Genomic DNA, 14,839 nt, shown 5'->3' with positions numbered 1-14,839 from the left:
TCCTATTGGATGATGAATTCGATTGCCGGATCGGCCGGCGCCGTCTCTGGTCCGCGCGTTCAGGCGCTGGCCGAAAACTTCTTCTTCAGCAGGGCGACCCAGGGCAGGGAGAGCCGGCTGGATGAACGCATCGTGTCAAAGGTCACGCCGACAAGGATGATCACGCCGATCACCAGGGGCTGCCAGTAGGCGCTGACGTTCAGGACGTTCATGAGATTGGAGATGGTAGCGATCAGGGTGGCGCCGATCATCGCGCCCCAGATCGATCCGATGCCGCCGAAGAGGCTGACGCCGCCGACCACTGCACCTGCAATCGAAAAGAACAGCTCGTCGCCGCGACCGGCGGTCGGATAGCCCGTCATCAGGCGCGATCCGTAGATCAGGCCGCCGCAGGCGCCGCAGAAGCCGGAGATCGCATAGACGAGGATGGTGATGCGGGAGGTATTGACGCCTGCCAGACGGGCCGCCTCGACATTGCCGCCCACCGCGAAAATATGCGTGCCGGTCACGGTTCGCTTGATGAACAGGGCGGCGAGCACGACGGCGACGGCAAGGGCGATGACCGGGAAGGGAATTCCGAACAGCTTGTATTGCCCGATGAAACGATAACCGAAGTCCATGACGCGGATCGATTCCGCACCCGTGATGATCTGCGGCACGGAGGCTGCGACGCCCATCATGGCGAAGGTCACGATGAAGGGCGGGACGCCGGTTTTATCGATGATAATGCCGTTCAATGCGCCGGCGAGAGCGCCTGACGCGAGCACAAGCACCGCTGCCACCGGCCAGGGCAGGCCGACATATTCGATGAAGACGGCGGCAAGAACGCAGGTCATCGCGACGATCGATCCGCAGGAAAGGTCGATACCGCCCGTGAACAGGACAAACGATTGCCCGAGGCAGAGGAAGCCGATGACCGCGCCGTTGAGAAGCAGCACGAAAATGTTCGACAGCGTGAGGAAATTCGGAGACGCGATGGCGCCGGCGATCATCACGACGAGAAGAACGAAGGCGATGCCTGCTTCGGCGGGGATGCGAATTCCCTTGCCGTCATAGGGTTGGGTCTGTGTCATGTCCGTCATTCCTTCCTCCACTTCGCGAGGGGCAGCGCGGCCCTGTAGGCTTCGCGCACATCCTCGCTCCGCGCGACATCCTGCGCGCGCGGCTCCGCCACGATTTCGTATCGGGGCTCCCATTGTTCGGCGATTTTCGCTGTATGCTGTCCGGTGACCGCCGCGGCTGCCTGAACTGCCGCGCCCGCGGCTGCGGCTTCCGGAAGGTTGCAGGTCCAGACCTGCTGCCCGGTGAGGTCGGCAAGGATCTGTCGATAGGCTTTCGATCGGGACGCGCCGCCCGTCACGATCAGCCGGCCGTTACGCTCCAGCCCGAGAGATGCGAGATAATCGCCGCCCTCCAGCAGGCCGCAGATGACCCCTTCCACGGCGGCGCGGGCGATCTGCCCCGGTTCGACGTCGCTGCGAATGCCTGTCAATATGCCCGTGGCGTCCGGCAGATCGGGGGTCCGCTCGCCATCGAGATAGGGGACGAGGACAAGTCCGCGTGCGCCCGGTTCGGTCGCAAGGGCAATCGTATCGAACTCCTCGGTGCTTGCCCTGAGGATTCGGCGGAACGCGTCGGTTACTTTTGCCGAGTTCAGTGTGGTGATCATCGGCAGGAAGGCGTCAGCGGCATCCGCATAGCCGTTGATGGAGCCTGTCTCATCCTTGATGCCGATTGGCGTGCGCCCGTAAAGGGTCCCGCTGGTGCCGAAAGAAATGATCACGTCACCCGCACGGATGCCCATGCCGAGCGCCGCCGTCATGTTGTCACCGGAGCCGGCGCCGACGATTGCGCCCTGAAGCGCCTCAAGCCCATCGATCCGCTGAACCACGCCTGCGGCCTCGCTGGAGCCGATGATGTCGGGCAGCACGCTTTCCCAGTCGATGCCTGATACGGCCAGTTCTGCCAGCGCGTAGTCCCATTGATTGGTGAAGGGGTCGAAATATCCCGTTCCCGAGGAGACGCCGCGCTCGGTGGCGGCCCGTCCGCTCAGCCGATAGAGAAGATAATCGGACGGCAGCATGATCTTGCGCGCCCGGGCGATCATGCCGGGATGCATGCGTTCGGTCCATGCGAGCTTGCTCACGGTCAAGGCTGCGGCCGGCACCGATCCGGTTCGCCCGGCCCAGTCCTTGAGTGGCAGTTTTTGCCGAAGAATGTCCGCGTCGGGCGCGGATTCGGTGTCGTTCCAGAGTTTGGCGTCCCGCAGCGGCAGGCCATCGTCACCGAGCATGACAAGGCCATGGCCTTGGCCGCCCACGGAAATGCCGGCGATGCGCGGGAGATAGGTCGTCAGTTCGCCGAAGGCGGAAACGAGCGCCTGCCACCACGCCTCGGGCGCCTGTTCGCTGCGCGGCGGCGTTGTGGGTGGATGCGGCTTGCGGGCTTCGGCAATGACGGCGCCGTCTTCCAGACGCCGAAGCACGATCGTGCAGGATTGCGTGGAGGAATCGACGCCGGCGACGAGATCGCGTTGCATCTGATCAGCCCTCGGCGTTTTGCAGTCGCTTCAGGCTGTCTTCGGCATCACGGCCGACGGCGCCGGAAGGATGGGTGAAAAGGAGCTTGTCCCATCCGTAACCGCGCGCGACGCGGCAGACTTCGACGAGCGCGTCGGTAACGGCGGCGGTCGCAAGCGAGCTGCCGGTGGCAACGACGGCGCCGAGATCGCTGTCGGCGGGAAGCGTCAGCGTGATCACCTCATCCGACATCTGCGCCAGCGGCGACTTCGGATCGGCGGTGATCGAGATCAGGCCGGCGCAGAGCGTCCTGGCGCGTGCGCAAAAGTCGTTGAGCTCATCCGAGCTGCCACCCTTCGAAAGGGCAAGAACGAGGTCATCCTTCTGAAGGACGCCGAGGCCGCCATGCAGGCCATCGGCCGGCGGCAGGTAAAAGGCGGGCGTGCCGCCGACGGAAAGAAGATGCGCCGCGCGGCTGGCGATTGCGCCGGAGGTGCCGCTGCCGGTGACCAGGATTTTGCCCTTGCACGCGATAAATTTCCCGGCAACGGCCAGAAAGGTCTCGTCGACCCCATCAAGCGTTCCAAGAATGGCCGCAGCATCCGCACGGATGACCTCTTTGGCGCGACCGACCCACTCATGTTCTGACTGCATAGAATGCCTCCCTGATGAGGCAGTCATATGACAGACACGAAAATTCGTCAAGTGAGTATATATATGCTCATTTGAGCGTTATTAACTTTTAGGTCGCCATCAGCTTCCTTGCCACCCCGGCGTCGGTTATCAGCGTTGTCACCCAGTTCCCTTTCAGCGTGGCCCGGATGGCATCGGCCTTTTCGATGCCGCCGCCGATGCCGATGCGCTCGGGAATGCGTCGAAGCTGGTCCGTGCTGAGGCACAGTCCGGTCTGATCGAGCGGGCTTGGCACGGCTTGGCCGTCCTCGTCGATCAGGGTGGCGCACACGTCGGCGCATACGTTTTTCTTCAGTGCATCACGCCGCCAGTCTTCCGGGAAACCCGAGCACAGGCAGGATTCCGCAGGCCGCCAGGAGCCTATGCCGACCGCAAGCACGTCGATCTTGTCGTAACGCGACATGGCGCTTGCGATGGATGTTTCGTTGCGAAGCCTTGCAATCAGGTCGGGATCATCCACCCACATGGGGCCGAACAGTGGATAGGCCGCACCGCCGCTGGCGCGCGCGACGCGATGAACAAGCTCTGTCGGGTTCTGGGAAAGGTCGAGCCCCGCAGGGCTTCCGCCAGCCTGCACGACATCCACGCGCGGCAGGCGGCCAAGCGCCTTGCCCGTGGCGGAAAGGGTGCGGCCCCAGGAAAGGCCGAGCAATTGGCCATCAATCAGCGATTCCTCGAGATAGTCGGCTGCGAGCAGGCCAAGCGGCTCGAACAGCTCGTTCGAATGAAGGTCCGGGCCGTCCAGAACAAGGGCGGCCTTGAGGCCATATTTCTGCCTGAGCTTCTCGGCCAGCTCCGTGTTCATGTCGCCCTGATCGTTGATCTCGATCTTGACGATGCCATCGGCAAGGGCGGTGTCGAGAAGGCGGGCGACCTTGAATCTGGAAATGCCCAGTTCATCGGCGATCTGGGATTTGGTCTTCTGCTCGATGTAGAAACGGCGAGCGACGAGGGAAGCCTGAAGTTTTTGAAGGGGGCGTCGAGGCATTTGAGAAGATTTTCGCTCATTTGTTGCAATTGATCTAACCTTTTGACAGATTGCGCGCTGATGGGCAACGACGCCGAATTCTGCCGTGCCCTTTCGTCAGCCATTCAACAGCCAGAAGAACAAATCATGTTGCCGTCCAATCCGATCCAGTCCCGATTCTTTGATGCATTCCTGTTCGACATGGACGGGACGATTCTCGACTCCAGCGCCGCGTCGGAGCGCGTCTGGGGAGGATGGGCCAGGGAAAACGGAATTCCGACGCCACCCTATCATGGTCGTCGGGTGGAGGACACGATGGCAGACCTGAAAAGCGCAGGAATTGATCCCGCGAAGGCCGCGGCTGAAATCACCGAACGGGAGCTCTCGGATCTCGACGGCGTGGTTCCTATCCCGGGAGCGATCGAATTTCTGGGATCGCTTCCAGGCGAGAAATGGGCGGTGGTGACCTCTGCTCCGAAGGAACTCGCCTTGAGACGTATCGCGGCGGCCGGATTGCCTCGACCGATGGCAATCATTGCGGCAGAAGATGTAAAGCAGGGAAAACCGAAGCCCGATCCGTTTCTTGCGGGCGCAAGGCTTCTTTCCGTTGATTCCACGCGATGCCTCGTGTTTGAAGATGCGGATGCGGGGATTTATGCGGCGGAGGCTGCCGGCGCCTCCGTTGTTGTGATCACGCATACCAACAGTGCGACCATCAGGGATAGGCCGGCCGTGGCTGATTATCGGGATCTGCGTGCCCTGGTAGTTGGAGCGTCTCTTTCGGTTGAGCTGGTTCAACGCAGTTAGGAATTGCTGTGTGTGAAGGGTTTTCCTGGCAGGCGGCTGGAAAGGTCGCCGCCGGCATGTGAGTTGCCTTATCCGTGGATGTCATGCATGGAGGTGAGCGACCACGCCGCTTTTCGTCTGATTCATCCGAGATTGGGGAAAGCCCGCATGAAAGGTGGATGAGGACATGTCGCTAAGCCTTCTCCTGAGTAATGCTTCGCTCAGAGCTGCGAGCTTCATCGTCACGATTTACGGCGATGTCGTCGAGCCGAGGGGTGGCGCGATCTGGGTCGGCAACCTCATCGAAACCTGCGCGGAAGTTGGCATCAGCGAGACTTTGGTGCGCACCGCAGCATCCAGGCTGGTTTCCGCCGGCCAGTTGACCGGCGAGCGGCAGGGACGTCGCAGCTATTATAGTCTTACCGAGGCAGCCCAGACTGATTTCGCGGCGGCCGCGCGTCTGCTTTTCGGCACTGCCGATGAGCCGGTCTGGCGTTTTGTTTACCTCGGCGGACCTGCCTTCGAGGCCGATGCGCGAGCCCTGGAGCTGGCTGGATACACCCGGCTTGGTTCTCGCCTGTCAATTGGCGTGCGGCCACTTCCACCCCTGTCTGCCGCAGCCGTCACCTTTAATGCCGAGGTTGCCGGTGGCGGCGCCGGCCTTAAGGAATTGGCGGCCGAACAATGGGGTCTGCAGAGTTATGACGCGGCCTATCGGGAATTCCTTGAACGATACGGCAAATTTTCCGAGGCGCTGGAAGCGGGAGCAAAGCTCAGCCCGATAGAACATCTGGCTGCCCGTCTTCTTCTTGTCCATCAATACCGGATGATCGTCCTGCATGACCCGCGGCTTCCCGCCGCTGCGCTACCCGATGATTGGCCCCATGCCGAAGTACGGCGCCTTTTTGCCCGGCTCTATGTTCGTTTGTCACAAAAGGCGGACGACTTCATTGCGCGGAAATTTCTGACGGAGGACGGGCCTCTTCCGGCCGAAACGGTTGCCACCAGGCATCGAATAGACGGGCTCCTCGCCATCTTGTGAATTCATGTTTCTGCGAACGCAAAAATGCGGATGAAGGCGCAGAATTTCAAATGTCACAAGAATCGTCAAAAATCGCGTTGAACTGTGACATAAGGAATGGTATTAACTAACCGATCGGTCGGCTAATTGCCTGCCGGGCTGAGGAGGACGAGGAGGAATTCGTGCCTGAAGCATTTATCTGCGACGCTGTTCGCACTCCGATTGGACGATATGCGGGTTTATTGGCATCTGTACGTGCCGATGATCTCGCCGCTGTTCCGCTCGCGGCACTGATGGCGCGTAATCCGCAGGTTGACTGGTCGAAGGTCGATGACCTGATTTATGGATGTGCCAATCAGGCGGGCGAAGACAATCGCAATGTTGCGCGCATGGCGGCCCTTCTATCGGGCATGCCTGTCTCCGTCCCCGGCACGACCGTAAACCGCCTCTGTGGTTCCGGCATGGATGCCGTTGGCATGGCCGCCCGGGCAATTCGCGCCGGTGACTGCGATTTCGTCATTGCCGGTGGCACCGAAAGCATGAGCCGCGCCCCATTTGTCATGCCCAAGGCCGAGAGTGCCTTTTCGCGTGCCAATGCCGTATACGACACGACAATCGGATGGCGCTTTATCAATCCGAAGATGAAAAAGGCTTTTGGCGTCGATTCCATGCCGGAAACGGCCGACAATGTCGCCTCCGATTATGGGGTTAGCCGTGAGGATCAGGATGCTTTTGCTGCGCGCAGCCAGGCACGGTGGGCCGCAGCATACGAGGCCGGTGTCTTTGCCGATGAGATAGCCCCCGTTTCCGTGCCGCAGAAGAAGGGCGACCCGATTATCGTTGATCGGGACGAGCATCCGCGACCCGGAACGACGGCCGAGCAGCTGGCCAAACTCAAGGGTGTCAACGGACCGGATCTTTCGGTTACCGCCGGCAACGCTTCCGGCGTCAATGATGGTGCTGCCGCACTGTTGATTGCGAGCGAGATGACGGCCAGGGCAGAGGGCCTGACGCCGAAGGCCCGCATCGTGGCCATGGCCGCCGCAGGCGTCGAGCCCCGCATCATGGGCATTGGCCCTGCGCCTGCCGCGCGCCGCGTGCTGGAACGTGCTAAACTGTCCATCGGCCAGATGGATGTCATCGAACTGAACGAGGCCTTTGCCTCGCAGGCGCTCGCCACGTTGCGTGACCTCGGTCTGCCCGACGATGCGGCGCATGTGAACCCGAATGGTGGCGCGATCGCCATGGGCCATCCGCTCGGCATGAGCGGCGCCCGTCTCGTCACCACCGCCGCCTACCAGCTTCATCGTCAGGGCGGCCGCTATGCGCTGTGTACGATGTGCATCGGTGTCGGCCAGGGCATCGCACTCATTCTCGAACGTGTCTGACGCGATAAAACAGGAGGAATGGCCATGTATGCACAGATGGTGAAAACCGACGCCGCCCACGTCCGCAGCCTCGATGAAATGGATCCGGTCGAGCGCGCCTTCCAGGAGCGCATCGACGCCGGCCAGAAGATCGAACCGAAGGAATGGATGCCGGAAGGTTACCGCAAGACTCTGGTGCGCCAGATAAGCCAGCATGCCCATTCCGAGATCGTCGGCCAGCTGCCGGAAGGCAACTGGATCACCCGCGCACCGACGCTGGAGCGCAAGGCGATCCTGCTGGCCAAGGTGCAGGACGAAGCCGGTCACGGTCTCTATCTCTATTGCGCCGCCGAGACCCTCGGCATCAGCCGCGACGAAATGTACGAGCAGCTGCATTCCGGCAAGGCCAAATACTCCTCGATCTTCAATTACCCGACGCTGAGCTGGGCCGATATCGGCGCGGTCGGCTGGCTGGTCGATGGCGCGGCGATCATGAATCAGGTGCCACTGCAACGCTGTTCCTACGGGCCTTATGCCCGCGCGATGGTTCGCATCTGCAAGGAAGAAAGCTTCCATCAGCGCCAGGGTTTCGACATCCTGATGAAAATGGTGAAGGGCACCCCGGCACAGAAGGCGCTGGTTCAGGATGCGCTGAACCGCTGGTGGTGGCCGTCGCTGATGATGTTTGGTCCTTCCGACGACGCTTCCGTGCATTCGGCCCAGTCGATGGCGTGGAAGATCAAGCAGAATTCGAATGACGAGCTGCGCCAGAAATTTGTCGATCAGACCGTGCCGCAGGCAACCTATCTCGGCCTGACCGTCCCCGACCCGGACCTTAAGTGGAACGAGGAAAAGGGTGGTTACGATTTCGGTGAGCCGGACTGGAGCGAATTCTTCGCGGTGATCGCCGGCAATGGCCCCTGCAATGCCGAGCGTCTCAATGCCCGCAAAAAGGCCTGGAACGATGGCGAGTGGTTCCGTGACGGTCTCGTCGCCCATGCCGAAAAGGTGCAGTCGCGCCGGCAGGCTGCCCGCATCGCCGCCGAATAGGTGTGTTCCGGATCGCGCATGCGGTCCCTTGGTCCCAATCGCAGTCAATACGCTCTCACCGCGGCCCGCCGCTGACGAGCGCGAATAAGGGAGAGAAATCATGTCCAGCGAATGGCCCCTCTGGGAGGTCTTCATCCGCGGCCAGCACGGCCTCAATCATCGCCATGTCGGCAGCCTGCATGCGCCGGATGCGGAAATGGCCGTCAACAATGCCCGCGACGTCTATACCCGCCGCAATGAGGGTGTCAGCATCTGGGTGGTCCGCTCCAGCGACATCACCGCCAGTGCGCCGTCGGAAAAGGGACCGCTGTTCGAGCCGTCCAATTCCAAGGTCTACCGTCATCCGACTTTCTTCGACGTGCCGGAAGAAGTGGGGCATATGTGATGGGCGCGGCTCAAGAGACTGCCACCGTCGACAATGCCGCCCTTTTCGAGTTCCTGCTGCGGATGGGTGATAATACCCTCATTCTCGGTCATCGCGTCTCGGAATGGTGTGGTCACTCGCCGGCGCTCGAAGAGGATATCGCGCTGTCCAACACCGCGCTCGACCTGATCGGCCAGACGCAGCTCTGGCTTGGCCTTGCCGGCGAAGTGGAGGAGAAGGGGCGTTCCGCCGACGATCTCGCCTATCTGCGTGACGGGCTGGATTTCCGCAACGTGCTGCTTGTCGAGCGCCCGAACGGCGATTTCGGCAAGACGTTGATGCGGCAGTTCCTGTTCGATGCGTGGCACTACGTTCTGCTGAAGTGGCTCAAAAGCTCTAGTGACCAGCGCATCGCCGAAATCGCCGAAAAATCCCTGAAGGAAGTGTCCTATCATCTCGATCGCAGCCGCGATCTGGTGATCCGGCTTGGCGACGGCACGGTGGAGAGCCATCGCCGCATGCAGGCGGCACTCGACGATCTCTGGCCCTTTACCGGCGAGTTGTTCATCGGCGATGCCTCGGATACGGCGGTTGCCGCCGCCGGCGTGGCGCCGGAGCCCGCATCGCTGAAGGCATCCTGGGATGAACTCGTGGCCGAGACGCTGGAAGAGGCGACGCTGAAGACGCCGGCCGACGGTTATATGCAGAAGGGTGGCAAGAGCGGCATCCACACCGAACATCTCGGCTTCATTCTCTCCGATCTGCAGTTCCTGCAACGCGCCTATCCCGGCGGGACCTGGTAGGAGGCGTCGATGATGGCGGCCGAGCATCACCCTTCTGCGCGGCAGGTCTGGACCTGGCTTGCGGACGTTCCGGACCCGGAAATTCCTGTCATATCGCTGGTCGATCTCGGCATCATCCGCGATGTCGCCTGGGAAGAAGAGGGGCTGGTCGTGACCGTCACGCCGACCTATTCCGGCTGTCCGGCAACGACGATTATCAACCTCGATATCGAGCGTGCGCTAAACGAGCGGGGTATCGAAAAGGTCAGGCTGAAGCGCCAGCTTTCGCCCGCCTGGACGACCGACTGGATCAGCGCGGAAGGCCGCGAGAAGCTCAGGGCCTATGGTATCGCGCCGCCGATTGACGGAACCGCCGCCGACGGCGTGCTGATGAAGCGGATCGACCGGCTTTCGGGCCGCTCCAATCTGACGATCGCCTGTCCGCGCTGCGGGTCGGCCAATACTGAAAAGATCAGCCAGTTCGGCTCGACGCCATGCAAGGCCAGCTATCGCTGTACCGACTGCCTGGAACCCTTCGATTATTTCAAGTGCATCTGACCTGACGCAAAGGATGAGGGCCACCCATGGCACGTTTCCATTCCCTGAATGTTACTGAAGTGCGCCGCGAAACCCGCGATGCTGTTGTCGTGACGCTGGTTCCCGCCGAGGAAGACCGCGCCGCCTTCGATTTCACCCAGGGCCAGTACCTGACCTTCCGCCGCAAGTTCGATGGTGAGGAACTGCGCCGCTCCTATTCGATCTGCGCGGGCCGCGATGAAGGTGTGTTGCGCGTCGGCATCAAGCGGGTGGATGGCGGCTGCTTCTCCAGCTGGGCCAATGAGGGGCTGAAAGCCGGCGATACGCTGGAGGCCATGCCGCCGATGGGGGCCTTTTTCACCGATATCGAACCTGAAGTGGCCAAGCATTATCTCGGCTTTGCCGGCGGCAGCGGTATTACGCCCGTCCTGTCGATCATCAAGACGACGCTGAAGCGCGAGCCGCGCTCCAGCTTCACGCTTGTCTATGCCAACCGCCAGATTTCCTCGATCATGTTCCGTGAGGAACTGGAGGACCTGAAGAACAGCTATCTTGGCCGTTTTTCCGTCCTGCATGTGCTCGAAAGCGAGGCGCAGGACATCGACCTCTTCACCGGCCGCGTCAATGCGGAAAAATGTGCGGCGCTGTTCAAGAGCTGGATCGACCTGACCTCGGTGACGACAGCCTTCATCTGCGGTCCCGAGCCGATGATGCTGGCGATTGCCGGCGCGCTGCGCGAGCACGGACTGCGCGACGACCAGATCAAGTTCGAGCTTTTCGCCTCTTCGCAGCCCGGCCGCGCACGGGCGAGGGCACAGAATGCCCATGGCACGGATGCGAATGCCAGCTGTCAGGCAACGGTGACGCTCGATGGCGCCACCCGTATCTTCAACATGCCCAAACAGGGCCAGAGCCTGCTCGACGCCGCGCTCGAAAACAATATCGACGCGCCCTATGCCTGCAAGGCCGGCGTCTGCTCCACCTGTCGCGCCAAGGTCATCGAGGGCGAGACGGAGATGGAGGTCAATCACGCGCTTGAGGATTACGAGGTTCGGCAGGGCTATGTGTTGACCTGCCAGTGTTACCCGCTGAGCGACAAGGTCGTCGTCAGCTACGACCAGTAAGAGCGGAGGACGACCGCATGACCCACACCGAAACAATGCCGATCGAAGACTATCTCGCGCAGGGCGGTGTCCTAACCTCCCCGGACAATGTGCCGGCGCGCTATCGCGGCGAATTGCTGCGCCTGATGGCAAGCTTCGTCGATAGTGAACTGGCGGGCTCCGCCGGTTTTGCCGATATCATCAACGACGCGCCGGGTATCCAGGAGCGTATCTCTGCCGCCCGCATCGTGCTCGAAAAGACCGATCATGCCGGCCAGATCCTGAAGGTGATGGAAAGCTTCGGTGCCGATAGCGGACGTTACGCCGTCCACCACCCCTGGGCCGAGCGCCTTCCCCGCGACGCCGATATCGGGGCTGCCCGCCAGAAAGGCGATATGCGTCTTTCGGTCTTCCATTATCCGCTCGGCGGCTGGGTCGACGCCGTCGTCATGAATGTGCTGATGGGCAAGGCGGGGGTCATTCAGCTGCGCGAGCTTTCACATGTCTCCTACCAGCCGCTGGCCGAGGTTTTCCGCCGCATCCTGCCGCGCGAGGCGCGCCATCTCGAACTTGGCATCGCCGGTCTTGAGCGCATCGCGGCAAATCCGGCCGAACGTGATACGGCCATGGCCTCCATCACCTATTGGCGGCCGCGGGTTGCCGCGAGCTTCGGGCTTTCCGGCTCGGCGCGCTTTGGCACGCTGGAACGGTTCGGCCTTCGCCATACTCCCAATGAAACACTCCTTGCCGAATGGCAGGCGGACGTCGAGGCGCAATTGTCTGCGCTGAAACTGATCTGACAGGAAGGAAATGACTATGAACGTTCTGGCGTCCCGGCCTCGCCGGCTCGAAAGCTATGTCTGTGGCAGCTGGACCGCGGGGGCCAGGGAAGGGGTTCCGCTTCTTGACGCCTCGACCGGTGCGCCCGTCGCCTTCATCGATTCGAGCGGCATCGATTTTGCCAGCACCCTTGCCTATGGTCGGGAAAAGGCCGGTCCGGCGCTGCGTCGCATGTCCTTCCATGAACGGGCCGCGATGCTGAAGGCGCTTGGCCTGGCGCTGATGGACCGCAAGGAAGAATTTTACGCGCTTTCCGCCGCCACCGGTGCGACCCGTGCCGACAGCTGGGTCGATATTGACGGCGGCATCGGCACGTTGCTTTCCTACGCTTCCAAGGGCCGGCGCGAACTGCCCAATACGCGTGTGCTGCTCGATGGCGATGCCGAGGTTTTGTCGAAAGACGGCACTTTTTCCGCCCAGCATATTCTAAGCCCGCTTCAAGGCGTGGCGGTACACATCAACGCCTTCAATTTTCCCTGCTGGGGCATGCTGGAAAAGCTTGCCCCGACGCTGCTTGCCGGCATGCCGGCAATCGTCAAACCCGCTAGCCAGACGGCCTATCTGACGGAACTGATGGTGCGCCGGATGATTGAGACAGGCCTTTTGCCGGAAGGCGCCGTGCAGCTTATTGCCGGCTCGGTCGGCGATCTACTGGATCATGTCGAGGGTCAGGACGTCGTCACCTTCACCGGCTCGGCCTCCACCGGCCGTAAACTAAAGAGCCATCCTGCCGTTATCGGCAATTCCGTCCGCTTCACCATGGAAGCCGATAGCCTGAACGCTTCCGTGCTCGGCATCGATGCCGGGCCCGGAACCGAGGAATTCGATCTCTTCGTCAAGGAAGTTGCCCGTGAAATGACGTCGAAAGCCGGGCAAAAATGCACGGCCATCCGCCGTGTCATCGCGCCGCGCGCCCATTGTGATGCGCTGGTCGCGGCTTTGGGCGACCGGCTGGGCAAGACGGTGCTTGGCAATCCCACGGACGAAAACGTCCGCATGGGCCCGCTCGCCAGCCTCGACCAGCGCGACGAAGTGCGTGCCCGCATCCGCGATCTGCTCGGCGATGCGGAAATCGTTGCCGGTGATCCCCATATTCCGCGCATCGTTTCCGGTAATGCCGAGGCCGGCGCCTTTCTCAATCCGGTGCTGCTTTATTGCGACCGTCCCTTCGAGGCGAAGGCCGTGCATGACGTCGAGGCTTTCGGCCCGGTCAGCACCGTCATGCCCTATGACAGCGCCGAGGAGGCCGTTGATCTCGCGCGTCGTGGCAAGGGCAGTCTCGTCGCCTCGGTCTTCACCAATGATCCGGCCTTTGCGGAAGAGGTCGTGCTTGGCATGGCGCCGTTCCATGGCCGGGTGATGATCGGCAACCGCGTCAGCGCCAAGTCTTCCACTGGCCACGGTTCGCCGTTACCCGGCCTCGTCCATGGCGGTCCCGGCCGCGCCGGTGGCGGTGAGGAGCTTGGCGGCATGCGCGGCGTCAAACATTACATGCAGCGCACTGCCATACAGGGCTCGCCGACACTTCTTTCAGCCGTCACCGGCCGCTGGGTTGCCGGCGCGCAGACACAGACGGACGGCGAACATCCCTTCCGCAAGTCGCTGGCGGAGCTTCGCATCGGTGACCAGCTGGTCACCGCCGCCCGTCAGGTGACGCTGGAGGATATCGAACATTTCGCCAATTTTACCGGCGATACATTCTACGCACATATGGACGAGGAAGCGGCCAGGGCCAATCCGTTCTTCGAGGGACGCGTTGCCCACGGTTATCTGATCGTCTCCTTCGCGGCAGGCCTGTTCGTCGATCCCGCACCGGGTCCGGTGCTTGCCAATTACGGTGTCGACAATCTGCGCTTCCTCACGCCGGTCAATCCGGGGGACACGTTGCAGGTGCAGCTGACCTGCAAGGAAATCAATCCGCGCGTCGATGCCGAGCACGGGGAGGTGCGCTGGGACTGCAGGGTCACCAACCAGAATGATGTTGCCGTCGCCCAGTATGACGTTCTGACCATGGTGGCGAAAACGAGAAGCTGAACCTTCGGGCACGCCGAGGAGGCCTGATCTTGAGTGCGAGATTGGGCCTGTCGGATCAGGGAGGTGTGGGTGAAGGGCGTCTTGAGCCGCACGCCCTCGAAAAGAACGATGGTTAGCGTCAGCGCACGGCTTTGACGCCTTCGAGGATGAGCGTGGTTGCGATATCCGCATATTCGTCGCGCGTGACAGGGCCGTTCGGCCTGAACCACATATAGACCCAGTTCATCATGCCAAAGAGCGACATGGTCACTGGCATCAGCAATGGCCGGTCCCGGTTAAGGTCGGGGTTGACCTGCTGTATCACGCCGGAGAAGCGCTTGACGATGCGTCTTTCGATCGCCTGCAGCTCTGCAAGCTGTTCCTGCGACAGCGCGCTGGTGCCGTTGAGCTGCACCTTGTGTTCGTTATCGCGGCCTTCGTAGTTCTTCATGACGGCCTTCACGAGAAGGCGCAGGCGCTCCTGCGGCGCCACATCGCTACGATCCGCCGCTTCGATCGCGCCGTCGAGTTCCGTCAGGTGCGTGCGGACGATGTCGAAGATCAACGCGTCCTTGCCGGGATAATAGTGATAGAGAAGGGCCTTGGAGACATTGCTGTGCGAGGCGATCATCGACATGGAAGCCTTCTCCATGCCCACCTCGGCAAACACCGCCGCGGCACTCGTCAGAATGCCACGCTGTTTTTCCTCGAAATCAACTGCCCGCGTCCGTGCCATGGTCTTCCTGTTTCTGCTCATTCCCGGGTGATTGCCGTGGGAGGGTTGCCGCTCCTCCCTT

15 protein-coding genes are annotated in these 14,839 nt (G+C 61.7%); 10 read left to right on the top strand and 5 right to left on the bottom strand.

The genetic code is table 11. The features are described from left to right. Window positions 1–59 precede the first annotated feature (59 nt). The 4 genes from AC1ROR_RS21155 to AC1ROR_RS21140 form a co-directional block, all read right to left on the bottom strand. Window positions 60–1,082: an ABC transporter permease gene (locus tag AC1ROR_RS21155; protein WP_051796571.1), complete on the bottom strand. Its 1,023-nt coding sequence runs from the start codon at window positions 1,080–1,082 to the stop codon at window positions 60–62. Next, entirely contained in the window at window positions 1,079–2,539 is a 1,461-nt protein-coding gene (gene xylB / locus AC1ROR_RS21150) for a xylulokinase (protein ID WP_498590620.1), read from the bottom strand. Before xylB ends, AC1ROR_RS21155 begins: the two co-directional genes overlap by 4 nt. A 4-nt stretch (window positions 2,540–2,543) precedes the next feature. Further along, window positions 2,544–3,173 carry an SIS domain-containing protein gene (locus tag AC1ROR_RS21145; protein WP_080839374.1) on the bottom strand — a complete coding sequence of 210 codons (630 nt, stop codon included), beginning with the start codon at window positions 3,171–3,173 and terminating at the stop codon, window positions 2,544–2,546. Between the two features lie 88 nt (window positions 3,174–3,261). Beyond that, complete coding sequence (locus AC1ROR_RS21140; protein ID WP_142171681.1) at window positions 3,262–4,200, bottom strand: sugar-binding transcriptional regulator; 939 nt, start codon at window positions 4,198–4,200, stop codon at window positions 3,262–3,264. 126 nt (window positions 4,201–4,326) lie between these two features. On the opposite strand from AC1ROR_RS21140, the gene AC1ROR_RS21135 reads away from it, so the two are divergent. The 10 genes from AC1ROR_RS21135 (at window position 4,327) to paaZ (ending at window position 14,063) form a co-directional block, all read left to right on the top strand. Further along, the gene (locus tag AC1ROR_RS21135; protein ID WP_498590638.1) at window positions 4,327–4,986 is read left to right on the top strand and encodes an HAD-IA family hydrolase; all 660 of its coding nucleotides are present in this window, start codon (window positions 4,327–4,329) and stop codon (window positions 4,984–4,986) included. Window positions 4,987–5,152: 166 nt separating this feature from the next. Continuing rightward, a complete protein-coding gene (locus AC1ROR_RS21130) occupies window positions 5,153–6,007 on the top strand; it encodes a PaaX family transcriptional regulator C-terminal domain-containing protein (protein ID WP_498590619.1) in 855 nt (284 codons plus the stop codon). Between the two features lie 161 nt (window positions 6,008–6,168). After that, complete coding sequence (gene pcaF / locus AC1ROR_RS21125) at window positions 6,169–7,374, top strand: 3-oxoadipyl-CoA thiolase (protein WP_498590618.1); 1,206 nt, start codon at window positions 6,169–6,171, stop codon at window positions 7,372–7,374. Between the two features lie 24 nt (window positions 7,375–7,398). Beyond that, window positions 7,399–8,403, top strand: coding sequence for a 1,2-phenylacetyl-CoA epoxidase subunit PaaA (gene paaA / locus AC1ROR_RS21120; RefSeq protein ID WP_498590617.1), 1,005 nt, complete (start codon window positions 7,399–7,401; stop codon window positions 8,401–8,403). Between the two features lie 100 nt (window positions 8,404–8,503). Then, window positions 8,504–8,788, top strand: a complete 285-nt coding sequence (gene paaB / locus AC1ROR_RS21115) for a 1,2-phenylacetyl-CoA epoxidase subunit PaaB (RefSeq protein ID WP_003498121.1) — start codon at window positions 8,504–8,506, stop codon at window positions 8,786–8,788. Further along, window positions 8,788–9,570, top strand: coding sequence for a 1,2-phenylacetyl-CoA epoxidase subunit PaaC (gene paaC / locus AC1ROR_RS21110; protein ID WP_498590616.1), 783 nt, complete (start codon window positions 8,788–8,790; stop codon window positions 9,568–9,570). Before paaB ends, paaC begins: the two co-directional genes overlap by 1 nt. A gap of 12 nt (window positions 9,571–9,582) precedes the next feature. Further along, entirely contained in the window at window positions 9,583–10,107 is a 525-nt protein-coding gene (gene paaD, locus AC1ROR_RS21105) for a 1,2-phenylacetyl-CoA epoxidase subunit PaaD (protein WP_035243276.1), read from the top strand. A gap of 26 nt (window positions 10,108–10,133) precedes the next feature. Continuing rightward, entirely contained in the window at window positions 10,134–11,210 is a 1,077-nt protein-coding gene (gene paaE / locus AC1ROR_RS21100; protein ID WP_498590615.1) for a 1,2-phenylacetyl-CoA epoxidase subunit PaaE, read from the top strand. A 17-nt stretch (window positions 11,211–11,227) separates the two neighbouring features. Continuing rightward, window positions 11,228–11,989 (top strand): Phenylacetic acid catabolic protein, encoded by a 762-nt coding sequence (locus AC1ROR_RS21095; protein ID WP_498590614.1) that lies wholly within the window; start codon window positions 11,228–11,230, stop codon window positions 11,987–11,989. A gap of 16 nt (window positions 11,990–12,005) precedes the next feature. Further along, window positions 12,006–14,063, top strand: a complete 2,058-nt coding sequence (gene paaZ, locus AC1ROR_RS21090; protein ID WP_498590613.1) for a phenylacetic acid degradation bifunctional protein PaaZ — start codon at window positions 12,006–12,008, stop codon at window positions 14,061–14,063. 118 nt (window positions 14,064–14,181) lie between these two features. Here the strand turns inward: paaZ and AC1ROR_RS21085 are convergent, their stop codons facing one another. Continuing rightward, a complete protein-coding gene (locus tag AC1ROR_RS21085; RefSeq protein ID WP_003498136.1) occupies window positions 14,182–14,778 on the bottom strand; it encodes a TetR/AcrR family transcriptional regulator in 597 nt (198 codons plus the stop codon). Window positions 14,779–14,839: the final 61 nt, after the last annotated feature.

The sequence above is a fragment of the Agrobacterium sp. GW821-FHT14E08 genome, from assembly GCF_058803865.1.
The sequence above is the reverse complement of the archived record's forward strand: the minus strand, read 5'-3'. Positions and strand labels throughout refer to the sequence as shown.